Annotated in this window: 25 protein-coding genes and 1 pseudogene; 21 read left to right on the top strand and 5 right to left on the bottom strand. The window is 68.7% G+C overall.

Annotated elements, in window-relative coordinates; all coding sequences use genetic code 11:
* The first annotated feature begins 71 nt into the window (after positions 1-71).
* From INQ48_20380 to INQ48_20365, 4 genes are read left to right on the top strand one after another with little or no spacing between them, the layout of a single operon-like run.
* On the top strand, positions 72-632 hold the full coding sequence (locus INQ48_20380) for a hypothetical protein (protein ID QRF55731.1): 561 nt from the start codon (positions 72-74) through the stop codon (positions 630-632).
* Entirely contained in the window at positions 616-1,113 is a 498-nt protein-coding gene (locus tag INQ48_20375) for a hypothetical protein (protein QRF55730.1), read from the top strand. Before INQ48_20380 ends, INQ48_20375 begins: the two co-directional genes overlap by 17 nt.
* Positions 1,110-1,688: a glycoside hydrolase family 19 protein gene (locus INQ48_20370; GenBank protein QRF55729.1), complete on the top strand. Its 579-nt coding sequence runs from the start codon at positions 1,110-1,112 to the stop codon at positions 1,686-1,688. The genes INQ48_20375 and INQ48_20370 overlap by 4 nt, the downstream gene beginning before the upstream one ends.
* A gap of 49 nt (positions 1,689-1,737) precedes the next feature.
* Positions 1,738-2,226 carry a DUF2514 family protein gene (locus INQ48_20365; GenBank protein ID QRF55728.1) on the top strand — a complete coding sequence of 163 codons (489 nt, stop codon included), beginning with the start codon at positions 1,738-1,740 and terminating at the stop codon, positions 2,224-2,226.
* Here the strand turns inward: INQ48_20365 and INQ48_20360 are convergent.
* Positions 2,223-3,167 carry a hypothetical protein gene (locus INQ48_20360; protein ID QRF55727.1) on the bottom strand — a complete coding sequence of 315 codons (945 nt, stop codon included), beginning with the start codon at positions 3,165-3,167 and terminating at the stop codon, positions 2,223-2,225. The genes INQ48_20365 and INQ48_20360 overlap by 4 nt on opposite strands.
* A 114-nt stretch (positions 3,168-3,281) precedes the next feature.
* Here INQ48_20360 and INQ48_20355 point away from each other — a divergent pair.
* The 4 genes and pseudogenes from INQ48_20355 to INQ48_20340 all read left to right on the top strand — a co-directional run bounded on the left by INQ48_20355 (position 3,282) and on the right by INQ48_20340 (position 7,153).
* Positions 3,282-3,572: pseudogene (locus INQ48_20355) on the top strand (hypothetical protein).
* Positions 3,573-3,718: 146 nt separating this feature from the next.
* Positions 3,719-4,576: an enoyl-CoA hydratase/isomerase family protein gene (locus INQ48_20350; protein QRF55726.1), complete on the top strand. Its 858-nt coding sequence runs from the start codon at positions 3,719-3,721 to the stop codon at positions 4,574-4,576.
* A gap of 88 nt (positions 4,577-4,664) precedes the next feature.
* A complete protein-coding gene (locus INQ48_20345; GenBank protein ID QRF55725.1) occupies positions 4,665-6,173 on the top strand; it encodes a circularly permuted type 2 ATP-grasp protein in 1,509 nt (502 codons plus the stop codon).
* Between the two features lie 23 nt (positions 6,174-6,196).
* Positions 6,197-7,153: an alpha-E domain-containing protein gene (locus INQ48_20340; protein QRF55724.1), complete on the top strand. Its 957-nt coding sequence runs from the start codon at positions 6,197-6,199 to the stop codon at positions 7,151-7,153.
* 66 nt (positions 7,154-7,219) lie between these two features.
* Here INQ48_20340 and INQ48_20335 read toward each other — a convergent pair whose 3' ends face one another.
* Together INQ48_20335 and INQ48_20330 are read right to left on the bottom strand one after the other, a co-directional pair.
* Complete coding sequence (locus tag INQ48_20335) at positions 7,220-8,788, bottom strand: phosphoethanolamine transferase (protein QRF60818.1); 1,569 nt, start codon at positions 8,786-8,788, stop codon at positions 7,220-7,222.
* Positions 8,789-9,018: 230 nt separating this feature from the next.
* Positions 9,019-9,495 (bottom strand): hypothetical protein, encoded by a 477-nt coding sequence (locus tag INQ48_20330; GenBank protein QRF55723.1) that lies wholly within the window; start codon positions 9,493-9,495, stop codon positions 9,019-9,021.
* A gap of 174 nt (positions 9,496-9,669) precedes the next feature.
* Here INQ48_20330 and INQ48_20325 point away from each other — a divergent pair, with 174 nt between their 5' ends.
* The gene (locus INQ48_20325; protein QRF55722.1) at positions 9,670-10,125 is read left to right on the top strand and encodes an SH3 domain-containing protein; all 456 of its coding nucleotides are present in this window, start codon (positions 9,670-9,672) and stop codon (positions 10,123-10,125) included.
* Positions 10,126-10,141: 16 nt separating this feature from the next.
* Here the strand turns inward: INQ48_20325 and glpK are convergent, their stop codons facing one another.
* A complete protein-coding gene (glpK, locus tag INQ48_20320) occupies positions 10,142-11,641 on the bottom strand; it encodes a glycerol kinase GlpK (protein QRF55721.1) in 1,500 nt (499 codons plus the stop codon).
* Positions 11,642-11,648: 7 nt separating this feature from the next.
* A complete protein-coding gene (locus INQ48_20315; protein ID QRF55720.1) occupies positions 11,649-12,434 on the bottom strand; it encodes a DeoR/GlpR transcriptional regulator in 786 nt (261 codons plus the stop codon).
* A gap of 157 nt (positions 12,435-12,591) precedes the next feature.
* Between INQ48_20315 and glpD the strand changes: the two genes are divergently transcribed.
* The 12 genes from glpD to INQ48_20255 all read left to right on the top strand — a co-directional run bounded on the left by glpD (position 12,592) and on the right by INQ48_20255 (position 25,110).
* Positions 12,592-14,286, top strand: coding sequence for a glycerol-3-phosphate dehydrogenase (glpD, locus tag INQ48_20310; GenBank protein ID QRF55719.1), 1,695 nt, complete (start codon positions 12,592-12,594; stop codon positions 14,284-14,286).
* Positions 14,286-15,359: an ABC transporter ATP-binding protein gene (locus INQ48_20305; GenBank protein ID QRF55718.1), complete on the top strand. Its 1,074-nt coding sequence runs from the start codon at positions 14,286-14,288 to the stop codon at positions 15,357-15,359. The genes glpD and INQ48_20305 overlap by 1 nt, the downstream gene beginning before the upstream one ends.
* A gap of 1 nt (position 15,360) precedes the next feature.
* Entirely contained in the window at positions 15,361-16,440 is a 1,080-nt protein-coding gene (locus INQ48_20300) for an ABC transporter ATP-binding protein (GenBank protein ID QRF55717.1), read from the top strand.
* Positions 16,437-17,327, top strand: a complete 891-nt coding sequence (locus INQ48_20295) for a sugar ABC transporter permease (GenBank protein QRF55716.1) — start codon at positions 16,437-16,439, stop codon at positions 17,325-17,327. Before INQ48_20300 ends, INQ48_20295 begins: the two co-directional genes overlap by 4 nt.
* Positions 17,324-18,136, top strand: a complete 813-nt coding sequence (locus INQ48_20290; GenBank protein QRF55715.1) for a carbohydrate ABC transporter permease — start codon at positions 17,324-17,326, stop codon at positions 18,134-18,136. Before INQ48_20295 ends, INQ48_20290 begins: the two co-directional genes overlap by 4 nt.
* Before the next feature lie 150 nt (positions 18,137-18,286).
* Positions 18,287-18,595, top strand: coding sequence for a DUF2160 domain-containing protein (locus INQ48_20285; GenBank protein QRF55714.1), 309 nt, complete (start codon positions 18,287-18,289; stop codon positions 18,593-18,595).
* Between the two features lie 100 nt (positions 18,596-18,695).
* Positions 18,696-20,426 carry a carbohydrate ABC transporter substrate-binding protein gene (locus INQ48_20280; protein QRF55713.1) on the top strand — a complete coding sequence of 577 codons (1,731 nt, stop codon included), beginning with the start codon at positions 18,696-18,698 and terminating at the stop codon, positions 20,424-20,426.
* Between the two features lie 210 nt (positions 20,427-20,636).
* Positions 20,637-21,632 (top strand): dialkylresorcinol condensing enzyme, encoded by a 996-nt coding sequence (locus INQ48_20275; GenBank protein ID QRF55712.1) that lies wholly within the window; start codon positions 20,637-20,639, stop codon positions 21,630-21,632.
* Positions 21,622-22,764 carry a beta-ketoacyl-ACP synthase III gene (locus INQ48_20270; GenBank protein ID QRF55711.1) on the top strand — a complete coding sequence of 381 codons (1,143 nt, stop codon included), beginning with the start codon at positions 21,622-21,624 and terminating at the stop codon, positions 22,762-22,764. Before INQ48_20275 ends, INQ48_20270 begins: the two co-directional genes overlap by 11 nt.
* A 32-nt stretch (positions 22,765-22,796) precedes the next feature.
* Positions 22,797-23,192, top strand: a complete 396-nt coding sequence (locus INQ48_20265; GenBank protein QRF55710.1) for a hypothetical protein — start codon at positions 22,797-22,799, stop codon at positions 23,190-23,192.
* Positions 23,189-24,202, top strand: a complete 1,014-nt coding sequence (locus INQ48_20260) for a BtrH N-terminal domain-containing protein (GenBank protein ID QRF55709.1) — start codon at positions 23,189-23,191, stop codon at positions 24,200-24,202. The genes INQ48_20265 and INQ48_20260 overlap by 4 nt, the downstream gene beginning before the upstream one ends.
* Positions 24,202-25,110, top strand: a complete 909-nt coding sequence (locus tag INQ48_20255; protein ID QRF55708.1) for an ABC transporter ATP-binding protein — start codon at positions 24,202-24,204, stop codon at positions 25,108-25,110. Before INQ48_20260 ends, INQ48_20255 begins: the two co-directional genes overlap by 1 nt.

Genomic DNA, 25,110 nt, shown 5'->3' with positions numbered 1-25,110 from the left:
AGCCAATAGCCGACGTGGTCGGCCCACCAGCAACCCGCCTCGGCGGGTTTTCTTTTGCCTGAAAGGTCCACATGCGAAAGCTGATCGCTCGGCTCTGGGACGGCATCGCCCAGAGCTTCCTGGGCACTGCGATGCTGGTGTACGTCGAGAACCTTCGGGACTACGTCGCATGGGCACCGAGCCTGCCGCGGAACCAAGATCGCGCGGAGGTGCGGCTGCAGGCTTCGTTCATCACAGCGGTGTTTCTGCTGCTGCTGGCCGAGCCGATCTTCTACCTGTTCTGGGTGCCCGATGCGCTCATCAGCCGAGTGAGCTCAATCGCTTACTCGAGGTGGTGCGTGGTCGGAGCCTTCGGGCTGGCTTTCGCCGCGGCGCTGCCGCACCTGTTCACGCTGATCTTCAAGCCCGACATCCTGCACCGGAAGTGCTTTCGCACTGCTGCCGCCTGGGCCGCCATCGTTGCCGCATGCACATGGATGGTCCTGGCCAACCGCGCGGTGCGCCTCGATGTCGGCGGCCTCGAGTGGGCCTACGGCATTCGGGCCATGGTGTCGCTCTTCATCGGCGGGATCTTCGCCTTCTCAGTCAACGCACAACAAATGAGGGAGACCTTCGATGCAGCGTCCCGTTAACGTGGCCATCTACCTTTGGATCGTCTGCTACACGGCCCTGAGCCATGCCAGCACGTCGTTTGCCCAGGACGTGATCGCCTACGACTGGCTGTCGCTGATCTTCGCGGCCTCGGCCGGCCTGCTCGGCGGTGCCGCGCGCACGATCTTCACGCTCGTGTCTGAACGCGCGCTGGTGGGCAACGTCAAGGCGCTGCTGCTCAAGGACTTGGTCGTGGCGCTGATCGGCGGCGCCGCCATGTACCTCGCGATCCAGGGCTACAACGCCGCGGCCGGCGCCATGGGCGACTTCCTCAAGCTGCCCACCATCGTCCACGACCTTCGCGTGCTGCTGATCCTCTGGGCCGGCTTCTCCCGCGGCCGGTGGCTCGGCGTGCTGGACCGCTTCGCTTCCGATGCCATCGCCAACGCGAGCAGCAAGCTGCGCGGCGGTGCGCCTGTCGACCCGCCGCCTTCGGTGGCTGCACCTCTGGGAGAAAAATGATGGATGCAACCCTTCTTGCGCGCTGCACCGGCGCGCGGCTCGAGCGTGCGCGCTTGTTTGCCGACGCCCTGTCGGCCGGCATGGCCTTCTACGGCATCGACACGCCGGTTCGGCAGATGATGTTCCTAGCCAACGTCGGGCATGAGTCGGGCCGGCTGGAGTACACGACCGAGCTCTGGGGCCCCACGCCGGCGCAGATCCGGTACGAGGGCAGGGCGGACCTCGGGAACACGCAGCCCGGCGACGGCAAGCGCTTCCGCGGCCACGGCTTGATCCAGGTCACGGGCCGGTACAACCATGCGGCGGTGCTCGAACGGCTGCGCGCCCGCTTCCCTGACGTGCCCGACTTCGTCGCCGAGCCAGAAAAGCTGGCCGAGACGCAATGGGCCGCGCTCTCGGCTTGCGACCACTGGGACATGAAGGGCCTGAACCCAGTGGCCGACCTCGGCAACTTCGATCACGTCTGCGACATCATCAACCGTGGCCGGGCCACGCCGGCCGTGGGCGACTCGAACGGCTGGGCGGACCGCCTGGCGCTCTGCGAGGCCGCGCGCAAGGCGCTGGGGCTCGCATGAAGTGGTGCTGCCTGTGCGGCGGCGAGGGCCACACGTCGCCGAGGTGCCCATGGCTGCGCTCCTGAACCCGCGGATGTGGATAGCCGCTGCCGTGGCCGTCGCCTTGGCCCTGGCTGGCTTCTTCCTCTACCGCGCCGGCCGCGCGTCGCTGCGCGGGGAGTTCGACGCCTACAAGCTGGCGCAGCAGGAGGCCCGCATCCTGGCCGACAAAGCCCAGCGCACCGAAGAACAGCGCCGCGCCGCGGCCGTCACGAAGGAAGTTGAAGATGCCCAACCAGTTTTTCGCGCCGAAGCTCGCGATGCTGCTGCTCTGCCTGACAGCCGGCTGCAGCAGCCTGCCATCCGCTACGTCCAGCGAGCCTGCCCGAATCCCGCCCCTGCCACCGCAGGCCCGGCAGCCCCCGACCCCCTCGTGGTGTTTGCCGACGTGTTCGGCCGCCTTGAGCAGAGATCGGAAGATCTGGCGCGGCTTGCTGGAGAGCGAGGATCGGCCGGCGCCCTCTGCGAGCGCTCCTACGACGCACTGACGGCGCGCTAGATCCGCGCCGCGATCTGCTCGGCAGTCTCTCGGTAGTAAGCGTCCATCAGAGTCTTGAGATTCTTGTGCCTGCTGATCCTGGCAAGCGTCATCACGTCCATCCGTCGAGAGAGCATCGTCAGGGCGAAGGCGCGCGTGTCGTGAAAGGTGAGGCCGTCGATCAGCAACTCGTCGGTCATGTCAGAGAAGGTCGCGCTCGCGTTGCCGGGTGAGAGGGTGAATTTCCCGTACTTGGCGAACAGCGCTGCTCCCTTGCGCGCAAGCGGGACCTTCACCGGTGGAGAGGCCCTGCCGCTGGACTTGTCGCGCTCGAGCACAGCGACCCTCCCGACAAGCCGCGCCCTCAAGATCTCGTTGAGGCGCATGCCCGTGTGCAGTGCGATGTGAAACGCTCGAATGGTTTCCTGCTCGCGCTCGTTACGGTTCTCCGCGCGCAGCACCCGCTTGATGAGGGGCCATGTCCAAGTTTGATGTCTGGGCGGGTTGTGCTGAGGCAGCCTCACACCGTCGCAAGGGTTCGAGGCCAGCACCTTCCAGTCTTCGGTCGCAGTGCGGAACAGGCTGCGCAGCACGCTGAACTGTCGGATCACTGTCGAGCCGCTGACCTGTTTCAATCGCTTGTCTCGCCACTCGCCCAGCCGGACGCTTGAGATGTTTGCGATGGGCGTTTGCTCTCCGAAAAATTCGGTCATCTCCAGAAGCCGGCGCTCCTCCCACTCAGCGGCGCCTGGTGCCTTGTCAGTGGGCACCGTCGGCAGGTACTTCGTGATGGCCTCGCCGAACGTCATGCCACCAGAGCCTTTGAGGGCGTCAAGGCTCAGTTCGGTGTCCCTGGCCCACTTCATCGCGTCCCGCTTGTTGCGAAAGACCTTGGTCTTGCGGATGCCGTGCTTCTGAACCTCGGCGCGGTAGCCGTCTCGGAACTCTCTGATGTAGGCCATGTGCGGGATCGTGTGCGGGAAGTTGTGCGGGGAGGTACTCTAACTCGCCCGGTTGCGTACAGCATCTTCCTCTGTGAGGCCGTCGCTGTTTCCCGTTGATTCCCTGCGATGCGGCCGCACCACGGCAGCAAGACCTCCTCGAGCGCCGCCTTCCTCGACGCGGTGCGCCCACGCATCGGCCTGGTCCAGGCCGGCTACCGCAACCGCTTCGGCCACCCGGTGCCCGAGGTGGTGGCGCGCCATGCCGAGCGCGACGTGCGGCTGGTCGAGAACGTGCGCTGCGGCGCCGCGCACTGGCGCAGCGCCAGCCCGGCCGAGGTGGGTTGCGAGCGCGAGCGCGCGCGTCGCTATTGGCAGCATCGGCCGGCGGCACTGCGATCTGTTGGGGTTAAAACTGTGAACTAGTTGTTAAAAACCCGCCGGACGAACCCTCGCGAGGTCGCGCGGGACCGCGTTCGATGCGTTGTAGCCAGGGACAACGCATCGAGGGGACACATGACATCGCACCACCGCCCGATCTTCTTCCCGCGCTCGCCCGCGGGCGCCGCGCCATGACCGCCGCCGTTCCGGCCATCACCAGCAGCCATGTCGGCGGCAGCTCCGCCGCGCGGCTCAAGACCCACCGCGACGGCCCGGTGCTGGTGCTGACGCTCAGCAACCCCGGCGCGCGCAATGCGCTCAGCCCCTCGGTCTATCGCGCCGCCGCCAAGGTCATGCGCGACGCCGCGGGCTTTCGCACCGTGCGCGCCATCGTGCTGTGCGGCGAGGGCGAACATTTCAGCGGCGGCGGCGACCTGCGGCGCCTGTCGCGGCAGCGCCGGCTGCCGGCCGCCGAGCAGCACGAGCACCTGGCGGCGCTGCACGACTGGATCCTCGCGATCGAGGCGGCGCCGCAGCCGGTCATCGCCGCGGTCGAGGGCGCGGCGGCCGGAGGCGGCTTCTCGCTGGCCCTGGCCTGCGACCTGGTCGTGGCGGCCGAGGACGCGAAGTTCTTCACCTCCTTCGTCAGCATGGGCCTGACGCCCGACGGCGGCGCCACCGATTCGCTGGCCCGCGCGCTGCCGCCGCAGGCCGCGCTCGAGCTGCTGCTCGACGACGAGCCCTGCACGGCGCGGCGGCTGCACGGCTGGGGCGTGGTCAACAAGGTGGTGCCGGCCGGCGAGGCCTGCGCCGAGGCGATCGAGTGGGCCCAGCGGCTGGCGCGCGGCCCGTTCGAGGCGCAAGCGCGCACCAAGCAGCTCGTGCATGCGGCGCGCGGACGCAGCCGGCGCGAACAGCTCGATGCCGAGCGCGAGTCCTCGGTCGCGAGCCTCTACGGCGAGGAGAGCGGGGAGCGCATCAAGGCTTTCCTGTCGCCGCGCAACAAGCGCGCGGCCGACGAGGCACCCGTTCCCGAAGCGCGCGAATAAATCCGACCGTCGCCTGGCCGGGCTTGGCATCAGGGGTTCTACTGGCCTCGAACTTGCTAAGCTATGGCTCAAGGAGATTGGTCGTTCCATGCACAAATTCGATGAGATGTATGAGCAGCTCCCCTATGCGGGAGCCGCGATCCGGCAGCACTACAAGCGATACGACCAATGGCTGGCGAAGCAACCCGGTGAGGTGATGCGTTCGCGGCGTGAAGAGGCGGAAATGATCTTCCGCCGGGTCGGTATCACCTTCGCCGTGTACGGCGCCAAGGACGAGGACGGCTCGGGCACCGAGCGGCTGATCCCGTTCGACCTGCTGCCCCGGATCATTCCGGCGCACGAGTGGGACAGCATGGAGAAGGGGCTGGTGCAGCGCGTCACGGCGCTCAACCGCTTCCTGCATGACGTCTACCACGACCAGGAAATCATCAAGGCCGGGATCATCCCGGCCGAGCAGATCCTCAACAACGCGCAGTTCCGCCCCGAGATGATGGGCGTCAACGTGCCGCACAACGTCTACTCGAACATCTCGGGCATCGACATCGTGCGCGCGCCCGACGCCAGCGGCAACGGCGAGTACTACGTGCTCGAGGACAACCTGCGCGTGCCCAGCGGCGTGAGCTACATGCTCGAGAACCGCAAGATGATGATGCGGCTGTTCCCCGAGCTGTTCAACCAGAACCGTATCGCGCCGGTGGCGCACTACCCCGACCTGCTGCTCGAAACGCTGCGCGCCAGCGCGCCGGCCGCCACGGCCGAGCCCACGGTGGTGGTGCTCACGCCCGGCATGTACAACAGCGCCTACTTCGAGCACGCCTTCCTCGCGCAGCAGATGGGCGTCGAGCTGGTCGAGGGCCAGGACCTGTTCGTCAAGGACAACTTCGTCTACATGCGCACCACGCGCGGACCGAAGCGCGTCGACGTGATCTACCGCCGCGTCGACGACGACTTCCTCGACCCCGAGGTGTTCCGCCCGAGCTCCACGCTGGGCTGCGCGGGCCTGATGCGCGCCTACCGCGACGGCAACGTCGTGATCTGCAATGCCGTGGGCACCGGCGTGGCCGACGACAAGTCGATCTATCCGTACGTGCCGAAGATGATCGAGTTCTACCTCGGCGAGCAGCCGATCCTCAAGAACGTGCCGACCTACATGTGCCGCAACAAGGACGAGCTGCAGTACACGCTCGACAACATGAAGGACCTGGTGGTCAAGGAAGTGCACGGCGCCGGCGGCTACGGCATGCTGATCGGCCCGGCCGCCACGCAGGCCGAGATCGAGGACTTCAAGAAAGCCGTGATCGCCAAGCCTGACGGCTACATCGCCCAGCCCACGCTGAGCCTGTCGACCTCGCCGACCTTCGTCGACGCCGGCATCGCGCCGCGCCACATCGACCTGCGGCCCTTCGTGCTCTCGGGCAGCGAGGTGCAGATGGTGCCCGGCGGCCTCACGCGCGTGGCGCTCAAGGAAGGCTCGCTGGTCGTCAACTCCTCGCAGGGCGGCGGCACCAAGGACACCTGGATCCTCGAGGCCGACCGCACGGCCAGGCCGAAGGCGGAATCGCAGTCCCAGTCGCAGTCGCAGAGCCTGTCGGCCTGAGTGCAAGAAGCCCGGAGAACCACATGCTGTCCCGCACCGCAGACCACCTCTACTGGATGTCCCGCTACACCGAGCGCGCCGAGAACACCGCGCGCATGCTCGACGTCAACTACCAGACCTCGCTGCTGCCGCAGTCGGCCGAGGTCGCCAAGTACGGCTGGCAGGGCGTGCTCTCGATCAGCGAGCTGCTGCCCTGGTACAACAAGAAGTACGACCAGATCGCGCCCAACGAGGTGATGGAGTTCATGGTCAAGGACGAGAGCAATCCGTCCTCGATCGTCTCCTGCCTCAAGGCCGCGCGCGAGAACGCCCGCGCCGTGCGCGGCGCGCTGACCACCGAAGCCTGGGAAACGCAGAACACCACCTGGCTCGAGGTCAACCGCATGCTGCGCGCGGGCGACTTCGAGCGCGATCCCGGCCAGTTCTTCGAATGGGTCAAGTTCCGCTCGCACCTCTCGCGCGGCGTCACGCTGGGCACGATGCTGCAGGACGAGGCTTTCTACTTCTCGCGCCTGGGCACCTTCCTCGAACGCGCCGACAACACGGCGCGGCTGGTCGACGTGAAGTTCCACGCGCTCAACAGCGAGTTCTTCGGTGCCGCCACCGAGGAGGACCAGGAGTACGACTTCTATCACTGGAGCGCGATCCTGCGCAGCGTCTCGGCCTTCGAGGTCTACCGCAAGGTCTACCGCGACGTGATCAAGCCCGAGCGCGTGGCCGAGCTGCTGATCCTGCGCGCCGACATGCCGCGCTCGCTGCATGCGAGCCTGGCCGAGGTGGTGGCCAACCTCGCGAAGGTGCAGAACGAGCAGAGCGCCGAAACCCAGCGCCGCGCCGGCAAGCTGCTGGCCGACCTGCAGTACGCGCGCGTCGACGAGATCCTCGCGACCGGCCTGCATGCCTACCTCACGCAGTTCCTCGACCGCGTGAACGAGCTCGGCGTGCGCATCAGCCAGGACTTCCTGGTGCCGGCGCACTGAGCATCGGGCTTCGCGTCCTCGCGATCGACCGCGGCGAATAAACCTCCGGGTTCATTCGCCGCCGTCTCAACGCTCGAACGAATCCACCGCCACCGGCAGCGCGGGCGCCTGCCAACGGTAGCCGGCACCGAGCACGTCGCGTTCGGGCCTTTGGCCGTTCCAGCGGATGTCGAGCAGGTTCATCAGCGTCCAGCCCGCCCAGTCGGCGCGGAACGGTTGCTGCGGCTGCTGCGGCGCATGGCCCGCGAACGGCGTCTGCGGACGGCGCCAGATCACGGTCGGTATGCGGTAACCCGAAGCGGTCGCGGGGCTGTGGCCCGCGCGGTCGCTGCCGTGGCCCACTTCCTGGCCATGGTCCGACAGGTACATCCAGGCGCGGGGCTCCTGCGGCGAACCCGCGCTGCGCGTCTGCTGCAGCAGCTCGGAGACCACGAAGTCGTGATAGAGCAGGGCGGCGTCGTACTCGTGGCGGTAGTGGCGCACCCAGGCCGAGCGGCCGTTCTTCACCAGGCCGGTCTCGACCGCGTCGACGCTGTCGTCGAAGGGATTGGCGTCGGGCGGAAAGCGCAGGCTGTAGTGCGGATGGGCGCCCATCAGGTGGACCACGATCAGCTTGCGCTCGGCGCTGGTGTCGTCGAGCGCCTCCTGCATGCAGTCGAGGATCTCGCCGTCGAGCGAGGCGCTCGCGCGGCCCGGCGTGCGGTTGACCATGTCGACCACGTCGGCGTAGCGCGCATGCTGCTGCTCGATCGCGAGGTCGTCGTGGTTGCTGATCCACCAGACCTTGTAGCCGGCCGCGCGCGCGAGCGCGATCAGGTGCGGCGGGTTCTCGCGCTCGGGCAGGCCGAAGTGGAACATGTTGCGCAACGCGGGCACGGTGGTGGCATCGACCGACCAGGCATCACGCAGCACCTCCATGTGCGCGCCCGCCTGCGCCTTGTGGGCCAGCAGGCGCGGCGTGGTCGGGCGGCCGTAGCCGTAGAGCGCCATGTTGTCGCGGTTGATGCTGTCGGTGATCACCAGCACCACGGTCGATGGACCGGTGCTTTCGATCACTGGCGCCATGGCCTTGGCGCGCGCGAGCATCTCCCTGCGCGTGCGTTCCTGGTCGGCCCAGAGTCCACGCAGCGCATGGATCGACTGGCTCCATTGCGACCAGAAGAGCACCGGATGCAGCCGCCGCCACGGCTTGCTCGCATAGCCCACGCAGGCGAGCAGCAGCAGCAGCGCGAGCAGTGCCGTGGCCCAGGCCGGCGGCCGCGCGCGCGCACCGTTCGTTGCGGCGGCACCGCGCCGCGCGAAGGCCGCCACCAGCAGGGCGGCCGCGACCGCCGCGCCGCTCCACAGCAGCGCCGAGCGCCAGTGCATCCGCAGGTACTCGCCGCTCTCGCGCGCATTGGTGTTGGCCGCGGCGCTGAGCACCATGGCGCCGTCGGGCGCGGCCTGGTAGGTGTCGAGCAGGTAGGCGCGCAGCGCGCCGTCGAAGGCGAAGGCCAGCGTCCAGGCACAGGCCAGCACGCTGCGCCAGCGGCGCACGCGCGCGCTGCGCACCGGCCAGGCCAGCCACAGCACCATCGGCAGCGCCAGCACCGCGAGTTGCGCGATGCGGCGCCCGTCGTGGCCGAGCACGATCATCGCGAGCAGGGTGGCGCCCACCACGCCGCAGGCGAGCAGGCCGTTGCTGCGCGGCGCGGTGTGGTTGGAGGGAAGGGCCGGCGCCTGGAGCAGGTCGGGGGCTTGGGCGGGCGGCGGGGTCAAGCGGGGGGCGGGCGGAGGATGGATCGCGGGCGGATTCTGCCGCCCCGCGCCGCCGTCGCCGGCAGTGCCCCCGCCGCCCGGGAGGACTTCGCCGCCGGCAGGGAGCGCTACGCGGCCGCGGCGCCCGCGCTGATCTCGCGGCAGTTCATCTGCAACTGCTGGAAGTGCGAGCGCCATGCGACCGCGTCGATCCAGCGATCGAGGTCGAGCTTGAGCCGGACCTCCCGCTCGCCGTCCTCCAGATGCTGCGCGAGCTTCACGCGCAGGCCGCTGCCGGTGGGCTGGGTCGCGATCTCCACGCTGGTCTCGAGCAGCGGGATCACGATGCGCTGGACCTGGCCGGCCTCGCGGCGCTTCTTGAGCACCACGTGGCAGTCGTCCTGGCTCACGAGCTTGCGGTGCACGGTGCCGCTCGCGGTGGCGCCGAGCGCGAGGTAGTCGTTGAGGGCGCGCAGGTGCTGGGCGCCCGTCATGTGGCGCACGTTCGGCGCATCCTCGCTCGGATAGCCGTCGGTGCAGCCCGATGCAAGCAGGCCGAGGGCCAGCAGCGCGGCCGTGGCGGCCCATGGAAGGGCGCGCGACACCCGCCGCGTGCGATCGTTTCGAGAATTCCTGGAGAGCGGGGACATCGCACGAGTATCGATCAGCCATCGGCCCGGCCGCGGAACTTCTGCGGCGCATGCGGCCCAGAAGGGCTCGCGCCGGCCTCGCCGGCCCTCTGGAAAACCCTTGTTTCGCGAGAAAGGAAACCCTCCTCCATGAACGGATTCAGCCGACTGCCCGCACTGCTCCTCGTCATGACCCTGCTGCTCGTCTCGGCCCCGGCCGCGTGGGCGCGCGAGATGGTCAGTTCCGCGGTCAAGACGCTCAACCTGCGCAGCGGCCCGGGCGTGCGCAACCCCGCGCACTGGACCGTGACCCACGGCTATCCGTTCCAGGTGCTCCAGCGCAAGGGCGACTGGCTGCAGGTGCGCGACTTCGAGGGCGACCGCGCCTGGGTCTATCGCTCGATGACCAACAAGGTGCCGCACCGCGTGGTCAAGGCGCAGGTGGCGAACCTGCGGCGCGCGCCGGGCGTGCGCAGCCCGATCGTGAAGAAGGCCGGCTACGGCGACGTGCTGCGCACGCTCGAGAAGCGCGGCAAGTGGACCAAGGTGCGCCACGAGGGCGGCGCGGTCGGCTGGGTGTCGACCAGCCTCACCTGGGGCTGGTGAGCGCTGTCCGGGTGGCTCAGGCCTGCGTGGCCTGGCGCACCGCGCGTTCCCAGCGCGCCATCGATTCCTCGGCCTGCGCGCGGCCCATCGTGGGCATGAAGCGGCGCTCCACCTTCCACTGCTGCGAGAGCTGGCCGACGTCGCCGTAGACGCCGGTCGACAGCCCCGCGAGGTAGGCCGCGCCGAGCGCGGTGGTCTCGACCACTTCGGGCCGCACCACCGGAATGCCCAGCAGGTCGGCCTGGAACTGCATCAGCAGGTCGTTCACGCTGGCGCCGCCGTCGACGCGCAGTTCGGCCACCGGCTTGCCGCCCGCGGCCACCGCGTCGCGGCTCATGGCCTGCAGCAGCGCGGCGCTCTGGTAGGCGATGCTCTCGAGCGCGGCGCGTGCGATGTGGGCCACGGTGGTGCCGCGCGTGAGGCCGGTGATGGTGCCGCGCGCGTCGGCGTTCCAGTAGGGCGCGCCCAGGCCGGTGAAGGCCGGCACCATCATCACGCCGCCTGCGTCGGGCACGCTCTCGGCCAGCGACTGCACCTCGGCGCTGCCCTTGATCGCCTTGAGGCCGTCGCGCAGCCACTGCACCACGGCGCCGCCCACGAACACGCTGCCTTCCATCGCGTACTGCGGCTGCGCCGTGGTCTGCGCCGCGCTGGTCACGAGCAGGCCGTTGCTCGAGGGCTGGAAGGCCGCGCCCGTGTGCATCAGCAGGAAGCAGCCGGTGCCGTAGGTGTTCTTGGCCATGCCGGCCTCGAAGCAGGCCTGGCCGAACAGGGCGCTCTGCTGGTCGCCGGCCACGCCGCCCACCGGCAGCGAGCGGCCCAGCAGTGCGGCGTCGGTGTCGACGAAGTGCGACGCCGAGGGCTGCACCGCCGGCATCAGCGCGGCGGGGATGTGCAGCGCCGCCAGCAGCTCGGCATCCCATGCGTTGCGATGCACGTTGAACAGCGTGGTGCGCGAGGCATTGCTCACGTCGGTCACGTGCCGGCGGCCGCCCGTGAGCTGCCACATCAGCCAGCTGTCGACGGTGCCGAAGGCGAGCTCGCCGCGCTCGGCCTGTTCGCGCGCGCCGGGCACGTTGTCGAGCAGCCAGCGCAGCTTGGTGCCCGAGAAGTAGGCATCGATCACGAGGCCGGTCTTCTCGCGGATGGTGTCGGTCAGGCCTTCCTCGCGCAGCCGCGCGCACAGCGGCTCGGCGCGCCGGTCCTGCCACACGATTGCGTGGTGCACCGGCTTGCCGGTCCTGCGGTTCCACAGCACGGTGGTCTCGCGCTGGTTGGTGATGCCGATCGCATGGATGTCCTCGGGCCGCAGCTTCGCCTTGGCGATGACCTCGCGCGCGGTCGCGAGCTGGCTGTCCCAGATCTCGAGCGGGTCGTGTTCCACCCAGCCCGGCTGCGGATAGATCTGCGTGAGCTCCTTCTGCGCGATGGCCACCACGTGGCCGCCGCGGTCGAACACGATGCTGCGCGAGCTGGAGGTGCCCTGGTCGAGGGCGAGCAGGTAGGTGGTCGTCATGCGGGAGTCATTCCTTCGGGGTCTGATGGAGCCGGGCGATCTCGAGCCGCACCTGCGCGTCGCGCAGCAGCGTCGGGAAGGGATCGGGCGGTTCCGCATCGGTGAAGAGGCGGTCGATCTGAGACAGGGTACCGAGCTGGATCATCGCGGGGCGGTTGAACTTGCTGGCGTCGGCCGCGAGCCAGACCTCGCGCGCCTGCGCGATGATGGTCTGCGCCACCTTCACCTCGCGCAGGTCGAAGTCGCGCAGCGAGCCATCGGACTCGATGCTCGACACGCCGATCAGCGCGATGTCGACCTTGAACTGCCGGATGAAATCGATCGTGGCCTCGCCCACGACGGCGCGGTCGCGCGCGCGCACCGAGCCGCCCGCCACGATCACCTCGCACTGGCTGTTGCCGCTCAGGATGGTCGCCACGTTCAGGTTGTTGGTGATCACGCGCAGGCCGCTGTGGCGCATCAGCGCCTTGGCGATCGCCTCGGTGGTGGTGCCGATGTTGAGGATCAGCGAGCAGTCGTTGGGCACCAGCTCGGCCACGCGCCGCGCGATCCGCGCCTTGCCTTCGGCATGCAGCGTCTCGCGCTGCTGGTAGCCGATGTTCTCGGTGGTCGAGCTCGGCACGCGCACGCCGCCATGGAAACGCGTCAGCAGGCCCTCGTCGGCCAGCCGCTGCACGTCGCGCCGCACCGTCTGCAGGGTCACGCCGAGCATGTCGGCGAGCTGTTCGACCGTGACCGAGCCGCGCGCGCGCACGGTGTCGAGGAGATTGATCTGGCGGGGGTTGGAATTCACTGAGTGGGGGCGGAAACGAATGAAAGTAAGCCGAGAGTACGCAAAAAAACGCGCCTGGAGCGGTGGCGGGGCGCAAGGTGCGTGACTTTATAGAACGAAAAAAAACGAACATGCTTAAGGGAAAAATCGGAGGAAAATCGCGCCATAAGGAACTCAAATGAAAAATACCGAAAATACAATGGCCGCCTCCGGTGACTCCGGTCACGCATCGAAACCACAAGCGACGGGCGAAAGGACGGGTGGCATTCCAGTGAGCGATCTCTCCCAGAATCCGCCGGCACCGGCCACCGACTGCGATGTGCTGATCGTCGGCGGCGGCATCAACGGTTGCGGCATCGCGCGCGATCTCGCGGGCCGCGGCTGGCGCGTGGTGCTGTGCGAGAAGGACGACCTCGCCGCCCACACCTCCTCGTCGTCGACCAAGCTGATCCACGGCGGGCTGCGCTACCTCGAGTACTACGAGTTCTCGCTGGTGCGCAAGGCGCTGCAGGAGCGCGAGGTGCTGCTCAAGAGCGCGCCGCACATCATGTGGCCGCTGCGCTTCGTGATGCCGCACGATCCCTCGATGCGCCCGGCCTGGATGATCCGCATCGGCCTGTTCCTCTACGACCATCTCGCCAAACGCGAGGTGCTGCCGGGCTCGCGCAGCGTGGACCTGCGCAGCCATGCCGCGGGCGCGCCGCTCAAGCCGCAGTTCAAGCGCGGCTTCGTCTATTCGGACGGCTGGGTCGACGACGCGCGGCTGGTGGTGCTCAACGCGCTCGATGCGCGCGCGCGCGGCGCCGAGGTGCTCACGCGCACCCGCTGCGTGCATGCGCGGCGCGAGGCCGATGGCTGGACCGCGGTGCTCGAGGGCCCCGACGGCACGCACCGCACGGTGCGCGCCCGCGCGGTGGTGAATGCCGCCGGGCCCTGGGCCGAATCCTTCCTGCGCGGCGTGGCGAAGCCCTCCAACGGCGAGGCGCTGGCCACCAAGAGCCTGCGGCTCGTGAAGGGCAGCCACATCGTGGTGCCGCGCGTGTTCGCGCACGACCACGCCTACATCTTCCAGAACCCCGACAAGCGGATCATCTTCGCGATCCCCTACCAGGACGACTTCACGCTGATCGGCACCACCGACATCGAGCTGAATGGCGACGATCCGGGCGCGGCGCGCATCGCCGACGAGGAGGTCGAGTACCTCTGCACCCAGGCCAGCCGCTATTTCGAGAAGCCGATCGCGCCGAGCGACGTGGTGTGGACCTACTCGGGCGTGCGCCCGCTGCTCGACGATGCCTCGGGCGATCCGTCGGCGGTCACGCGCGACTACATGCTCGAGTCGAACACCGCCGCCGCGCCGCTGCTGTCGGTGTGGGGCGGCAAGATCACCACCTTCCGCAAGCTGGCCGAGGACGCCGCCGACGAGGTGGGCCGCATGCTGGGCCAGCCGAACAGCCAGCGCCCGGCCTGGACCGAGGGCGCCTTCCTCGCGGGCGGCGACCTGTCGGCCTGGATCGGCGCGGCGCAGCGGCCCGACGGCGACTTCGAACGCTTCCTGGCCGCCGTGCAGCAGCGCTACGGCTGGCTCGACGCCAGGCTCGCGCGGCGCCTGGCGCGTGCCTACGGCGCACGCATCGGCGAGCTGCTCGGCGATGCCGCATCGATGGCCGACCTCGGCGCCGAGGTGGCGCCCGGCCTGCACGAGCGCGAGCTGCGCTTCCTGCAGCGCGAGGAATGGGTGGTGAGCGCCGACGACGTGCTGTGGCGCCGTTCCAAGCTCGGGCTGCGCTACACGCCGCAGCAGCGCCGGCAGGTGGCCGACTGGCTGGACGCGCGGCGCGAGATTCCGGCCATGCAAGGGAGGGAAGGCTGATGCAACTGTCACTGGAGCGCGTGACCAAGAAGGTCGGCGCGCAGACCTGGCTCTACGAGCAGAGCATCGCGCCCAAGAGCGGCGCGGTGACCGTGCTGCTCGGCGCCACGCAGGCCGGCAAGACCAGCCTGATGCGGCTGATGGCCGGCCTCGACACGCCGACCGAGGGCCGCGTGCTGGTCGACGGCCAGGACGTCACCGGCATGCCGGTGCGCGAACGCAACGTGGCGATGGTCTACCAGCAGTTCATCAACTATCCCTCGCTGAAGGTGGCCGACAACATCGCCTCGCCGCTCAGGCTGCGCGGCGAATCGAACATCGACGCGCGCGTGCGCGCGCTGGCCGACAAGCTGTCCATCGGCATGTTCCTCGACCGCTATCCGCAGGAGCTCTCGGGCGGCCAGCAGCAGCGCGTGGCACTGGCGCGCGCGCTGGCCAAGAACGCGCCGCTGATGCTGCTCGACGAGCCGCTGGTGAACCTCGACTACAAGCTGCGCGAAGGCCTGCGCGAGGAACTCACGCAGCTGTTCGCGGCCGGCGACTCGACCGTGATCTACGCCACCACCGAGCCCGGCGAGGCGCTGCTGCTCGGTGGTTACACGGCGGTGATGGATGCCGGCGAACTGCTGCAGTACGGCCCGACCGCCGAGGTGTTCCATGCGCCGCAGTCGCTGCGCGTGGCGCGCGCCTTCAGCGATCCGCCGATGAACCTGCTGGCCGGCACCGCCGCCGCAGGCAGCGTGCAGCTGGCGCGCGGGCCGGCGCTGGCGCTCGCGCTGCCCGAGTCGGTGGCGGGCGCGGTCACCATCGGGCTGCGCGCGAGCGCGCTCGACGTGGAAGCGGGCGAGGGCGACATTGCGCTGCCCGGCACCGTGGAGCTGGCCGAGATCTCGGGCTCCGACACCTTCGTGCACGTGGAGACCGCGGTCGGCGAACTGGTGGCGCAGCTCACCGGTGTGCACCGCTTCGAGCTGGGGGCCTCGATCACGCTGTACTTCAGCGCGGCGCGGGCCTATGTGTTCGATGCCGGCGAGAAGCTGGCGCGCGCGCCGGCATGGCGCAAAGGAAACTGAGATGGCCCGCATCGACCTCGACCTGGCCCACGCCTACCGACCGAACCCGACGCAGGACAGCGACTATGCGCTGCTGCCGCTCAAGATGAGCTTTCGCGACGGCGGCGCCTACGCCTTGCTCGGCCCTTCGGGCTGCGGCAAGACCACCATGCTCAACATCGTCTCGGGCCTGCTCGTGCCGTCGCAGGGCACGGTCAGGTTCGACGGCCGCGACGTGACGCAGGCCACGCCGCAGGAACGCAACATCGCACAGGTGTTCCAGTTCCCGGTGATCTACGACACGATGACCGTGGCCGAGAACCTCGCGTTCCCGCTGCGCAACCGCAGGATGCCGGCCGACCAGATCAAGAAGCGCGTCGGCGAGATCGCCGAGATGCTCGACATGAGCGGCCAGCTCAACCAGCGCGCGGCGGGCCTCGCGGCCGATGCCAAGCAGAAGATCTCGCTGGGCCGCGGCCTGGTGCGCAGCGACGTCTCGGCGGTGCTGTTCGACGAGCCGCTGACCGTGATCGACCCGCACCTCAAGTGGCAGCTGCGGCGCAAGCTCAAGCAGATCCATCGCGAGCTCAAGCTCACGCTGATCTACGTCACGCACGACCAGGTGGAGGCGCTGACCTTCGCCGAGGAGGTGGTGGTGATGACGCGCGGCAAGGCGGTGCAGGTGGGCAGCGCCGACGCGCTGTTCGAGCGCCCGGCCCACACCTTCGTCGGCCACTTCATCGGCTCGCCGGGCATGAACTTCCTCGCCGCGAAGAGTGCCCACGGCACCATCGAGGTGGCGGGCACGCCGCTGGTGCCCACGCGCGAGCTGCCGGCGGGCGAACTCAAGATCGGCATCCGCCCCGAGTACCTGCGGCTGGCCCCGGCCGGTGCCGGCGGCGCCGTGCCCGCGACGGTGGCGCAGGTGCAGGACGTGGGCACCTACACGATGGTGAGCGCCCGTACCGAGGGCGGCGACGGCAGCCCGCTCAAGGTGCGCCTGCATCCCGACGAGCAGCCGCCCGCGGTGGGCGACACGGTGTGGCTGCGCGTGCTGGATGCGCACACCTGCTACTACAAGGACGAGGAGCTGGTCGCATGAACGCCACCAACAAGCCGATCAACCAGAAGGCCTGGTGGCTCGTGCTGCCGGTGCTGATCTGCGTGGCCTTCTCGGCCATCGTGCCGCTGATGACGGTGGTCAATTACTCGGTGCAGGACATCATCTCGCCCGAGCGCCGCGTCTTCGTCGGCACCGAATGGTTCGCCGCCGTGATGCGCGACGACGAGCTGCACCAGGCGCTGTGGCGCCAGCTCGGCTTCTCGCTTGCGGTGCTGCTGGTCGAGATCCCGCTGGGCATCGCGCTCGCGCTGTCGATGCCGGCCAAGGGCTGGAAGTCCTCGGCCGTGCTGGTGGTGGTGGCGCTCTCGCTGCTGATCCCGTGGAACGTGGTCGGCACCATCTGGCAGATCTACGGCCGCGCCGACATCGGCCTGCTGGGCCACGCGCTGCAGAAGCTCGGCGTGGACTACAACTACACCGGCAGCGCCACCGACGCCTGGCTCACGGTGCTGGTGATGGACGTCTGGCACTGGACGCCGCTGGTGGCGCTGCTGTGCTATGCGGGCCTGCGCTCGATCCCCGACGCCTACTACCAGGCCGCGCGCATCGACGGCGCCAGCAAGTTCGCGGTGTTCCGCTACATCCAGCTGCCCAAGATGCGCGGCGTGCTGATGATCGCGGTGCTGCTGCGCTTCATGGACAGCTTCATGATCTACACCGAGCCCTTCGTGCTGACGGGCGGCGGGCCGGGCAATGCCACCACCTTCCTGAGCCAGTACCTGACGCAGAAGGCCGTGGGCCAGTTCGACCTGGGGCCGGCGGCGGCGTTCTCGCTGATCTATTTCCTCATCATCCTGCTGCTGTGCTTCGTGCTCTACAACTGGATGCAGCGGGTGGGTACGCAAGAGGTGGAGAAAGAACAATGAACGAGAAACGGTTCCACAAGCGCAGCATCTTTTTGGTGCTGTACATCCTGTTCGCGCTGTTGCCTATCTACTGGATGATCAACATGAGCTTCAAGACGAACGAGGAGATCCTCTCGAGCTTCTCGTTCTTCCCGCAGCAGCTCACCTGGGCCAACTACGCGCGCATCTTCACCGACGAGTCCTGGTACTCGGGCTACATCAACAGCCTGATCTACGTGGCGATCAACACCGTGATCTCGCTGACCGTGGCGCTGCCGGCGGCCTATGCCTTCTCGCGCTACTCGTTCCTCGGCGACAAGCACGTGTTCTTCTGGCTGCTGACGAACCGCATGACGCCGCCCGCGGTGTTCCTGCTGCCGTTCTTCCAGCTCTACAGCACGGTCGGCCTGATGGACACGCACCTGGGCGTGGCGCTCGCGCACCTGCTGTTCAACGTGCCGCTCGCGGTCTGGATCCTCGAAGGCTTCATGAGCGGCATCCCGCGCGAGATCGACGAGACCGCCTACATCGACGGCTACTCGTTCCCGCGCTTCTTCCTCACCATCTTCCTGCCGCTGATCAAGGCCGGCGTGGGCGTGGCGGCCTTCTTCTGCTTCATGTTCAGCTGGGTCGAGCTGCTGCTGGCGCGCACGCTCACGAGCGTGAACGCCAAGCCGATCGTGGCGACGATGACGCGCACCGTGAGCGCCTCGGGCATGGACTGGGCGACCCTGGCGGCGGCCGGCGTGCTGACCATCGTGCCGGGCGCGATCGTGATCTGGTTCGTGCGCCACTACATCGCCAAGGGTTTCGCGATGGGTCGGGTGTGACGGGATTTGCTCCCTCCCCCTTTGGGGGAGGGCAGGGGTGGGGGCTCCGGGCGGTCGATACCGCGATGCCGATGGATACGCCCGGTGCCCCCATCCCGACCTTCCCCCAGAGGGGGAAGGAGGAAGAGAAGAAGACAAGGAGATCTTGAAATGTTCGACTGGATGGTCTGGACCACCCCGGTGGCCGTGTTCTTCATCTGCATCGTGCTCATGCTGGCCGGCATGACGGTGTGGGAGCTCAAGTCGCCGACCACGCTGCGCCGCGGCTGGCTGCCGATCGCCACCACGCGCGGCGACCGGCTGTTCATCGGCCTGCTGTCGGCGGCCTACGTCAACCTGGCCTTCGTCGGGCTGGCCGACAAGTTCCAGGCCTGGTTCAGCCTCGAGGCCGAGCCCTCGGTCTGGATCAGCTTCGTGCTGTCGATGGCGCTGCTCGCGCTGATCCTGCGCAAGGGCTGAACGCGGCGCGCCTTCTTCTTCCACAACGAATCCGGCTCTCCGCCTCCCCGGAGCCGCGATCGACAAGACCGGGGAAGCAATCAACCGAGGAGACACGTTCATGAAGATGCGCTACACAGCGTTGGCGTTGGCGGCTGCGGTGTTCGCCGCGCACGGTGCGTCGGCCGGGGAGGCCGAAGCCAGGAAATGGATCGACAGCGAATTCCAGCCTTCGACCTTGTCAAAGGACAAGCAGGCGGAAGAGATGAAGTGGTTCATCGAGGCCGCGAAGAAGCTGCAGGGCAAGGGCGTGAAGGAGATCTCCGTTGTGTCCGAGACGATCACCACGCACGAGTACGAATCGAAGACCCTGGCCAAGGCCTTCGAGGAGATCACGGGCATCAAGGTCAAGCACGACCTGATCCAGGAAGGCGACGTGGTCGAGAAGCTGCAGACCTCGATGCAGTCGGGCAAGTCGATCTACGACGGCTGGATCTCCGATTCCGACCTGATCGGTACCCACTACCGCTACGGCAAGATGATGAACCTCACCGACTACATGGCCGGTGCGGGCAAGGAGTGGACCAACCCCGGCCTGGACGTCAAGGATTTCATCGGCACCAAGTTCACGACCGCGCCCGACGGCAAGCTCTACCAGCTGCCCGACCAGCAGTTCGCCAACCTCTACTGGTTCCGCGCCGACCTGTTCGATCGCAAGGACCTCAAGGACAGGTTCAAGGCCAAGTACGGCTACGACCTGGGCGTGCCGCTGAACTGGAGCGCCTACGAGGACATCGCCGAGTTCTTCAGCAACGACGTGAAGACCATCGACGGCAAGCCGATCTACGGCCACATGGACTACGGCAAGAAGGACCCGTCGCTGGGCTGGCGCTTCACCGATGCCTGGCTCTCGATGGCCGGCACCGCCGACATCGGCAACCCGAACGGCATGCCGATCGACGAGTGGGGGATCCGCGTGGCCGACGACAAGTGCACGCCGGTGGGCGCGGCCGTGTCGCGCGGCGGTGCGACCAACTCGCCCGCGGCCGTCTATGCGCTGACCAAGTACATCGACTGGATGAAGAAGTACGCGCCCAAGGAAGCCATGGGCATGACCTTCGGCGAGTCGGGCCCGGTGCCGGCGCAGGGCCAGATCGCGCAGCAGATCTTCTGGTACACGGCCTTCACCGCCGACATGACCAAGAAGGGTCTGCCGGTCGTCAACGAGGACGGCACGCCCAAGTGGCGCATGGCGCCCGGCCCGAACGGCCCGTACTGGAAGCAGGGCATGCAGAACGGCTACCAGGACGTGGGCTCGTGGTCCTTCTTCAACGGCCATGACGCCAACAAGACCGCGGCCGCCTGGCTCTACGCCCAGTTCGTGACCTCGAAGTCGGTGTCGCTCAAGAAGACCATCGTCGGCCTGACGCCGATCCGCGAATCGGACATCCAGAGCAAGGCGATGACCGACCTGGCGCCCAAGCTCGGTGGCCTGGTCGAGTTCTACCGCAGTCCGGCGCGCGTGGCCTGGACCCCGACCGGCACCAACGTGCCCGACTACCCGAAGCTCGCGCAGCTGTGGTGGAAGAACGTGGCCGAGGCCGTGACGGGCGAGAAGACCCCGCAGAAGGCAATGGACAACCTGGCCGACGAGATGGACAACGTGATGGCCCGCCTGCAGCGCGCCGGCATGGCCCACTGCGCGCCCAAGCTCAACCCGAAGGGCGACCCGAACAAGTGGCTCAGCGACCAGCACGCACCGTGGAAGAAGCTGGCCAACGAGAAGCCCAAGGGCGAGACCATCGACTACAACAAGCTGCTGTCGGCCTGGAAGGACGGCAAGGTCCGCTGATCGGCGGACCGCGAGGGATGTGACCGCAGGGGCCGCGCCGCGAGGCGCGGCCCCTTTTTTGCATGCGCGCAGGGCATGCGCCCCCCAGGCCTACGAGTCCTCGTACGCCGCGCGTCGTCGGTGGGCCGCATCCTTTCGATGCATGACCTATGGCAGATGCGCGATGCCGGGGCATCGCGTACATTCGACGGCCCTTCGAACCGCCCACCCGTGAATTCCAGCTTGTCCAGCCCTTCCGAGGCCGCCGCGCCCCCCATCGCCAAGCGCGTGCTCGTGATCCACTATTCGCAGACCGGCCAGCTCGGCAGCGTCGCCGAGCGGATCGTGGCGCCGCTGCGCGACGACCCGGCGATCGCGGTGCACGTGGAGACGCTGCGGCCGGCGCGGCCCTTTCCGTTCCCCTGGGGCTTCATGCGCTTCTTCGACGCCTTCCCCGAGACCGCGCACATGAAGCCGCCCGCGCTGCAGCCGCTGGCGCTCACGGGCGAGGAGGACTTCGACCTCGTGATCCTGCCCTACCAGGTGTGGTTCCTCGCGCCCTCGCAGCCGATCACGGCCTTCCTCAAGCACCCGGTGGCGGCGCGGCTGCTCCAGGGCAAGCCCGTGGTCACGGTGATCGCCTGCCGCAACATGTGGCACCTCGCGCACGAGAAGCTCAAGGGCCTGCTGGCCGCCATCGATGCGCGGCTGATCGACAACGTGGTGCTGACCGATCCGGGCCCCACGCTCGCCACTTTCTTCACCACCCCGGCCTGGCTGGTCTGGGGCCGCAAGCGCGGCTTCTGGGGCATGCCAGACGCGGGCCTCGAGCCGGGCCAGATCGCGCGCACCGTGCGCTTCGGCCGCGCGCTGCGCGATGCGCTGCACCAGGGGCTCGAGCGCGGCAGCGCGCCGCTGCTCGCGGGCCTGGGCGCGGTCAACGCCAATGCGCGGCTGCTGGTCAGCGAGAAGGCCGGCACGCGCAGCTTCTTCCTCTGGGGCAAGCTCTTGATGGCCGCCGGCGGCCCCGGGGCCTGGCAGCGCAAGCCGCTCTTGGTGCTCTACGTGCTGTTCCTGCTCGCGCTGATCGTCACCGTGGTCCCGGTGAGCCTCACGCTGCAGGCGCTGCTGCGCCCTCTGCTGCGAGGGTGGCTGACTAGAATGACCGCCCATTTCGAGTGGCCCTCCGGCTCGGCCACGGACCGTTCCCATCTCTATGACGACTGATGTCTTCCTGACCCGCACCGCCGCCTTCCTGCCTTTTGCTCCGGTCAGCAACGAAGACATCGAAGAAGTCCTGGGCCGCGTCGGCGACCGGGTGTCGCGTGCGCGACGCCTGATCCTGCGCAGCAACGGCATCCGGTCGCGCCACTACGCGATCGACCGCGCGACCGGGCTGCAGGCCATGAGCAATGCCGAGCTCACCGCCGCGGCGATCCGCGGGCTCGGCACGCCCGAGGAACTGGGGCGCATCGACTGCCTCGTCACCGGCACCTCGATGCCCGACCAGCTGATGCCCAACCACGCGGTGATGGTGCACGGCGAGCTCGGCTGGCCGCGGCTCGAGGTGGTGGCCTGCGCGGGCATCTGCCTGGCCGGCGCCACCGCCCTCAAGCACGCCTGGCTGTCGGTGCGCGCGGGCGATGCCGAGCGCGCCGTGGCCACCGGTTCGGAGCTGGCCTCACCGCTGATGCGCGGCTCGCGCTTCGAGGCCGAGATCGAGCACCGCATCGACCTGCTCGAAACGAATCCCGAGATCGCGTTCGAGAAGGACTTCCTGCGCTGGATGCTCTCGGACGGCGCGGGCGCGGTGCTGCTGGAGCGCGCGCCGCGCGGGCCGCTGTCGCTCAAGGTCGAATGGATCGATCTCTCCTCGGCCGCGCACGAGCTGCCGGTGTGCATGTATGCCGGCGCCGACCGCAATGCCGACGGCAGCCTCACCGGCTGGGCCCGTACCGCGCCGCGCGACTGGCACCGCGACTCCACCTTCGCGATCAAGCAGGACGTGCGGCTGCTCAACGAGAACATCGTGCGCGCCACGCTCGGCGAGCCGCTCGCGGCCATCGTCGAGAAGCGCGGCCTGCGGCCCGATGACGTGGACTGGTTCCTGCCGCACCTGTCGTCGAGCTACTTCATGGAACCGGTGGCGCGCTGCCTCGAGCAGATGGACTTCGCGATTCCGCGCGAGCGCTGGTTCAGCAACTTGGTGCAGAAGGGCAACACCGGCTCCGCCTCGCCCTACATCATGCTCGACGAGCTGTTCCGCTCGGGCCGCATCCGGTCCGGCCACAAGCTGCTGATGTTCGTGCCCGAGAGCGGCCGCTTCTCGAGCGGTTTCGTCTACCTCGAAGCCGTCTGACACGAAGCCGATGGTGAAGGAGAGACGCTGACATGGACCTCGACGCAGTTCCCCAGGAAGGCAATGCCACGCTCGCGGGTCACGCGAAGCTGATGTACGCGCGCGATGCGCAGGGCCGCGTGGTCACGACCACCTCGCGCGGCTGGGAGGCCGAGGAGATCGTCACCACGCACGCGGTCGACGCGCTGGTGGCGCAGGCCGCGGCCGCGCGCGAGCGCGTGGCGCAGGGCCTGGCCTCGCCGCTCGAATACTGGATGTACGACCGCCGCATGGACGTCGCGCTGCTGTCGCAGACCAGCGGCTTCTGGCAATGGCGCGTGCGGCGCCACCTGCAGCCGCGGCACTTCGCGGCGCTCTCCGGGGACCGGCTCGCGCGCTATGCGCAGGCGCTGGGCCTGTCCGTCGCCGCGCTCAAGGAACTGCCATGAATGCCATCGCCGCACCGGTCGCCGAAGCCGGCTTCCGCCACAGCCAGGCCGCCCACTGCGAGAGCGGCGTGATCTCGAGCCTGATGCGCCACCACGGCGTGCCCGCGATGACCGAGAGCATGGCGCTGGGCCTGTCCTCGGGCCTGTCCTTCGCCTACCTGCCGTTCATCAAGCTCTCGGGCCTGCCGCTGATCTCCTACCGCATGCCGCCGCGCGCGATGATCAAGGGCCTGCTCGCGCCGATGGCCGCGCGCTTTTGCTTCGAGACCTTCCGAAGCCCCGAGGACGGCCAGCGCCGGCTCGACGCGCTGCTCGCCGACGGCCACCTCGTGGGCCTGCAGACCTCGGTCTACTGGCTGCCGTACTTCCCGCCCAACATGCGCTTCCATTTCAATGCGCACAACCTGCTGGTCTACGGCAAGGAGGGCGACGAGTACCTGATCAGCGACCCGGTGTTCGAGGAGCCGGTGCGCTGCGCCAGCGCCGACCTGGCGCGCGCGCGCTTCGCCAAGGGCGTGCTCGCGCCCAAGGGGCTCATGTACTACCCGCAGGCGATCGAGCGCAAGGCGGTCGACGCGGGCGCGGTGCGCAAGGCGATCCTGAAGACCGTGCGCAACATGCTCGCCCCGGTGCCCATCGTCGGCGTGCGCGGCATGCGCACCCTGGCCGGCCGCATCGCGAAGCTCGCGCCCGCCGATCCGCGCACCGTGGCCTTCGTCGGCCACCTGGTGCGCATGCAGGAGGAGATCGGCACCGGCGGCGCCGGCTTCCGCTTCATCTACGCGGCCTTCCTGCAGGAGGCCGCGGCGCTACTGGGCAAGCCGCAGCTGCTGCAGATGTCCGACCGCCTCACGGCCATCGGCGACGACTGGCGCGCCTTCGCGCTCAAGGCGGCGCGCATGGTCAAGGGGCGTGAGGCGGTCGATCCGGCGAAGCTCGCGGCGCTGCTGCGCGAGCAGGCGCGGCGCGAGGAGAGCTTCTTCCGCGACCTCAAGGCCGCCGTGTCCTGATGCTCGAACTGCAGGGGCTGAGCCACCGCTACCCGCACGCCGAAGCACCCGCGCTCGACGCGGTGTCGCTGGCCGTGCCGCGCGGCTGCGTGCTCGGCCTGCTCGGGCCCAACGGCGCGGGCAAGACCACGCTGATCTCGCACCTGTCGGGCGCGCTCGCGGTGCAGTCGGGCCAGATCCGCATCGATGGCGTGCCGCTCGCGCAGGTGCGCGCGCAGGCGCCCACGCGCATCGCGGTGGCGCCGCAGGACCATGCCTTCTATCCGATGCTCACCGTGGCCGAGAACCTGGCCTGCTTCGCCGCCGCGGGCCGGCTCGCGGGCGCGCGCCGGCGCGAGCGCATCGCGGCCTGCCTCGCGTTCGCGCAGCTCGAGGCCTTCGCGGGCACGCGCGCCGAGCGGCTCTCGGGCGGCCTCAAGCGCCGGCTCAACCTCGCGATCGCACTGCTGCCCGAGCCCGAGCTGATGCTGTTCGACGAGCCCACCGTCGGCGTCGATCCGCAATCGCGCGCCTTCGTGCTCGACGCCATCAAGGGCCTGGCGCGCGCGGGCGCGGCGGTGATCTATGCCTCGCACTACATGGAGGAAGTCGAGGCCATCGCCGACCGCGTGGCGATCCTCGACCATGGCCGGGTGCTGCGCGAGGGCTCGCTCGAGGCGCTGCTGTCGAAGAACGCGATGCTGCTCACGCTGGCCGCCGACGGGCTCGATGCGCGGATGCTCTCGCGCTTCGGCACGGTGGAGCAGGGCGGCGTGCACTGGCGCATCCACCTGCATCCGGGCACCGGCCCGGCCCCGGTGCTGGCGGCGCTCGAGGCCGCGGGCATCGAGGTGCGCCATGCCGAGTTCGGCCGCCACGACCTCGAGCAGCTGTTCATGGCGCTCACCCACCGCTCGCTGCGGGACTGA

The sequence above is a fragment of the Variovorax paradoxus genome, from assembly GCA_016806145.1.
Taxonomy (GTDB): Bacteria; Pseudomonadota; Gammaproteobacteria; order Burkholderiales; family Burkholderiaceae_C; genus Variovorax.
This window is presented reverse-complemented; position numbering and strand designations above follow the sequence as displayed.

What these genes read in the sequence shown, in the direction of transcription:
- INQ48_20380 (QRF55731.1), top strand. Translation starts at nt 72, where the DNA reads ATGCGAAAGCTGATCGCTCGGCTCTGGGACGGCATCGCCCAGAGCTTC.
- INQ48_20375 (QRF55730.1), top strand. Translation starts at nt 616, where the DNA reads ATGCAGCGTCCCGTTAACGTGGCCATCTACCTTTGGATCGTCTGCTAC.
- INQ48_20370 (QRF55729.1), top strand. Translation starts at nt 1,110, where the DNA reads ATGATGGATGCAACCCTTCTTGCGCGCTGCACCGGCGCGCGGCTCGAG.
- INQ48_20365 (QRF55728.1), top strand. Translation starts at nt 1,738, where the DNA reads ATGGCTGCGCTCCTGAACCCGCGGATGTGGATAGCCGCTGCCGTGGCC.
- INQ48_20360 (QRF55727.1), bottom strand. Translation starts at nt 3,167, where the DNA reads ATGGCCTACATCAGAGAGTTCCGAGACGGCTACCGCGCCGAGGTTCAG.
- INQ48_20350 (QRF55726.1), top strand. Translation starts at nt 3,719, where the DNA reads ATGACCGCCGCCGTTCCGGCCATCACCAGCAGCCATGTCGGCGGCAGC.
- INQ48_20345 (QRF55725.1), top strand. Translation starts at nt 4,665, where the DNA reads ATGCACAAATTCGATGAGATGTATGAGCAGCTCCCCTATGCGGGAGCC.
- INQ48_20340 (QRF55724.1), top strand. Translation starts at nt 6,197, where the DNA reads ATGCTGTCCCGCACCGCAGACCACCTCTACTGGATGTCCCGCTACACC.
- INQ48_20335 (QRF60818.1), bottom strand. Translation starts at nt 8,788, where the DNA reads ATGATCGTGCTCGGCCACGACGGGCGCCGCATCGCGCAACTCGCGGTG.
- INQ48_20325 (QRF55722.1), top strand. Translation starts at nt 9,670, where the DNA reads ATGAACGGATTCAGCCGACTGCCCGCACTGCTCCTCGTCATGACCCTG.
- glpK (QRF55721.1), bottom strand. Translation starts at nt 11,641, where the DNA reads ATGACGACCACCTACCTGCTCGCCCTCGACCAGGGCACCTCCAGCTCG.
- glpD (QRF55719.1), top strand. Translation starts at nt 12,592, where the DNA reads ATGAAAAATACCGAAAATACAATGGCCGCCTCCGGTGACTCCGGTCAC.
- INQ48_20305 (QRF55718.1), top strand. Translation starts at nt 14,286, where the DNA reads ATGCAACTGTCACTGGAGCGCGTGACCAAGAAGGTCGGCGCGCAGACC.
- INQ48_20300 (QRF55717.1), top strand. Translation starts at nt 15,361, where the DNA reads ATGGCCCGCATCGACCTCGACCTGGCCCACGCCTACCGACCGAACCCG.
- INQ48_20295 (QRF55716.1), top strand. Translation starts at nt 16,437, where the DNA reads ATGAACGCCACCAACAAGCCGATCAACCAGAAGGCCTGGTGGCTCGTG.
- INQ48_20290 (QRF55715.1), top strand. Translation starts at nt 17,324, where the DNA reads ATGAACGAGAAACGGTTCCACAAGCGCAGCATCTTTTTGGTGCTGTAC.
- INQ48_20285 (QRF55714.1), top strand. Translation starts at nt 18,287, where the DNA reads ATGTTCGACTGGATGGTCTGGACCACCCCGGTGGCCGTGTTCTTCATC.
- INQ48_20280 (QRF55713.1), top strand. Translation starts at nt 18,696, where the DNA reads ATGAAGATGCGCTACACAGCGTTGGCGTTGGCGGCTGCGGTGTTCGCC.
- INQ48_20270 (QRF55711.1), top strand. Translation starts at nt 21,622, where the DNA reads ATGACGACTGATGTCTTCCTGACCCGCACCGCCGCCTTCCTGCCTTTT.
- INQ48_20265 (QRF55710.1), top strand. Translation starts at nt 22,797, where the DNA reads ATGGACCTCGACGCAGTTCCCCAGGAAGGCAATGCCACGCTCGCGGGT.
- INQ48_20260 (QRF55709.1), top strand. Translation starts at nt 23,189, where the DNA reads ATGAATGCCATCGCCGCACCGGTCGCCGAAGCCGGCTTCCGCCACAGC.
- INQ48_20255 (QRF55708.1), top strand. Translation starts at nt 24,202, where the DNA reads ATGCTCGAACTGCAGGGGCTGAGCCACCGCTACCCGCACGCCGAAGCA.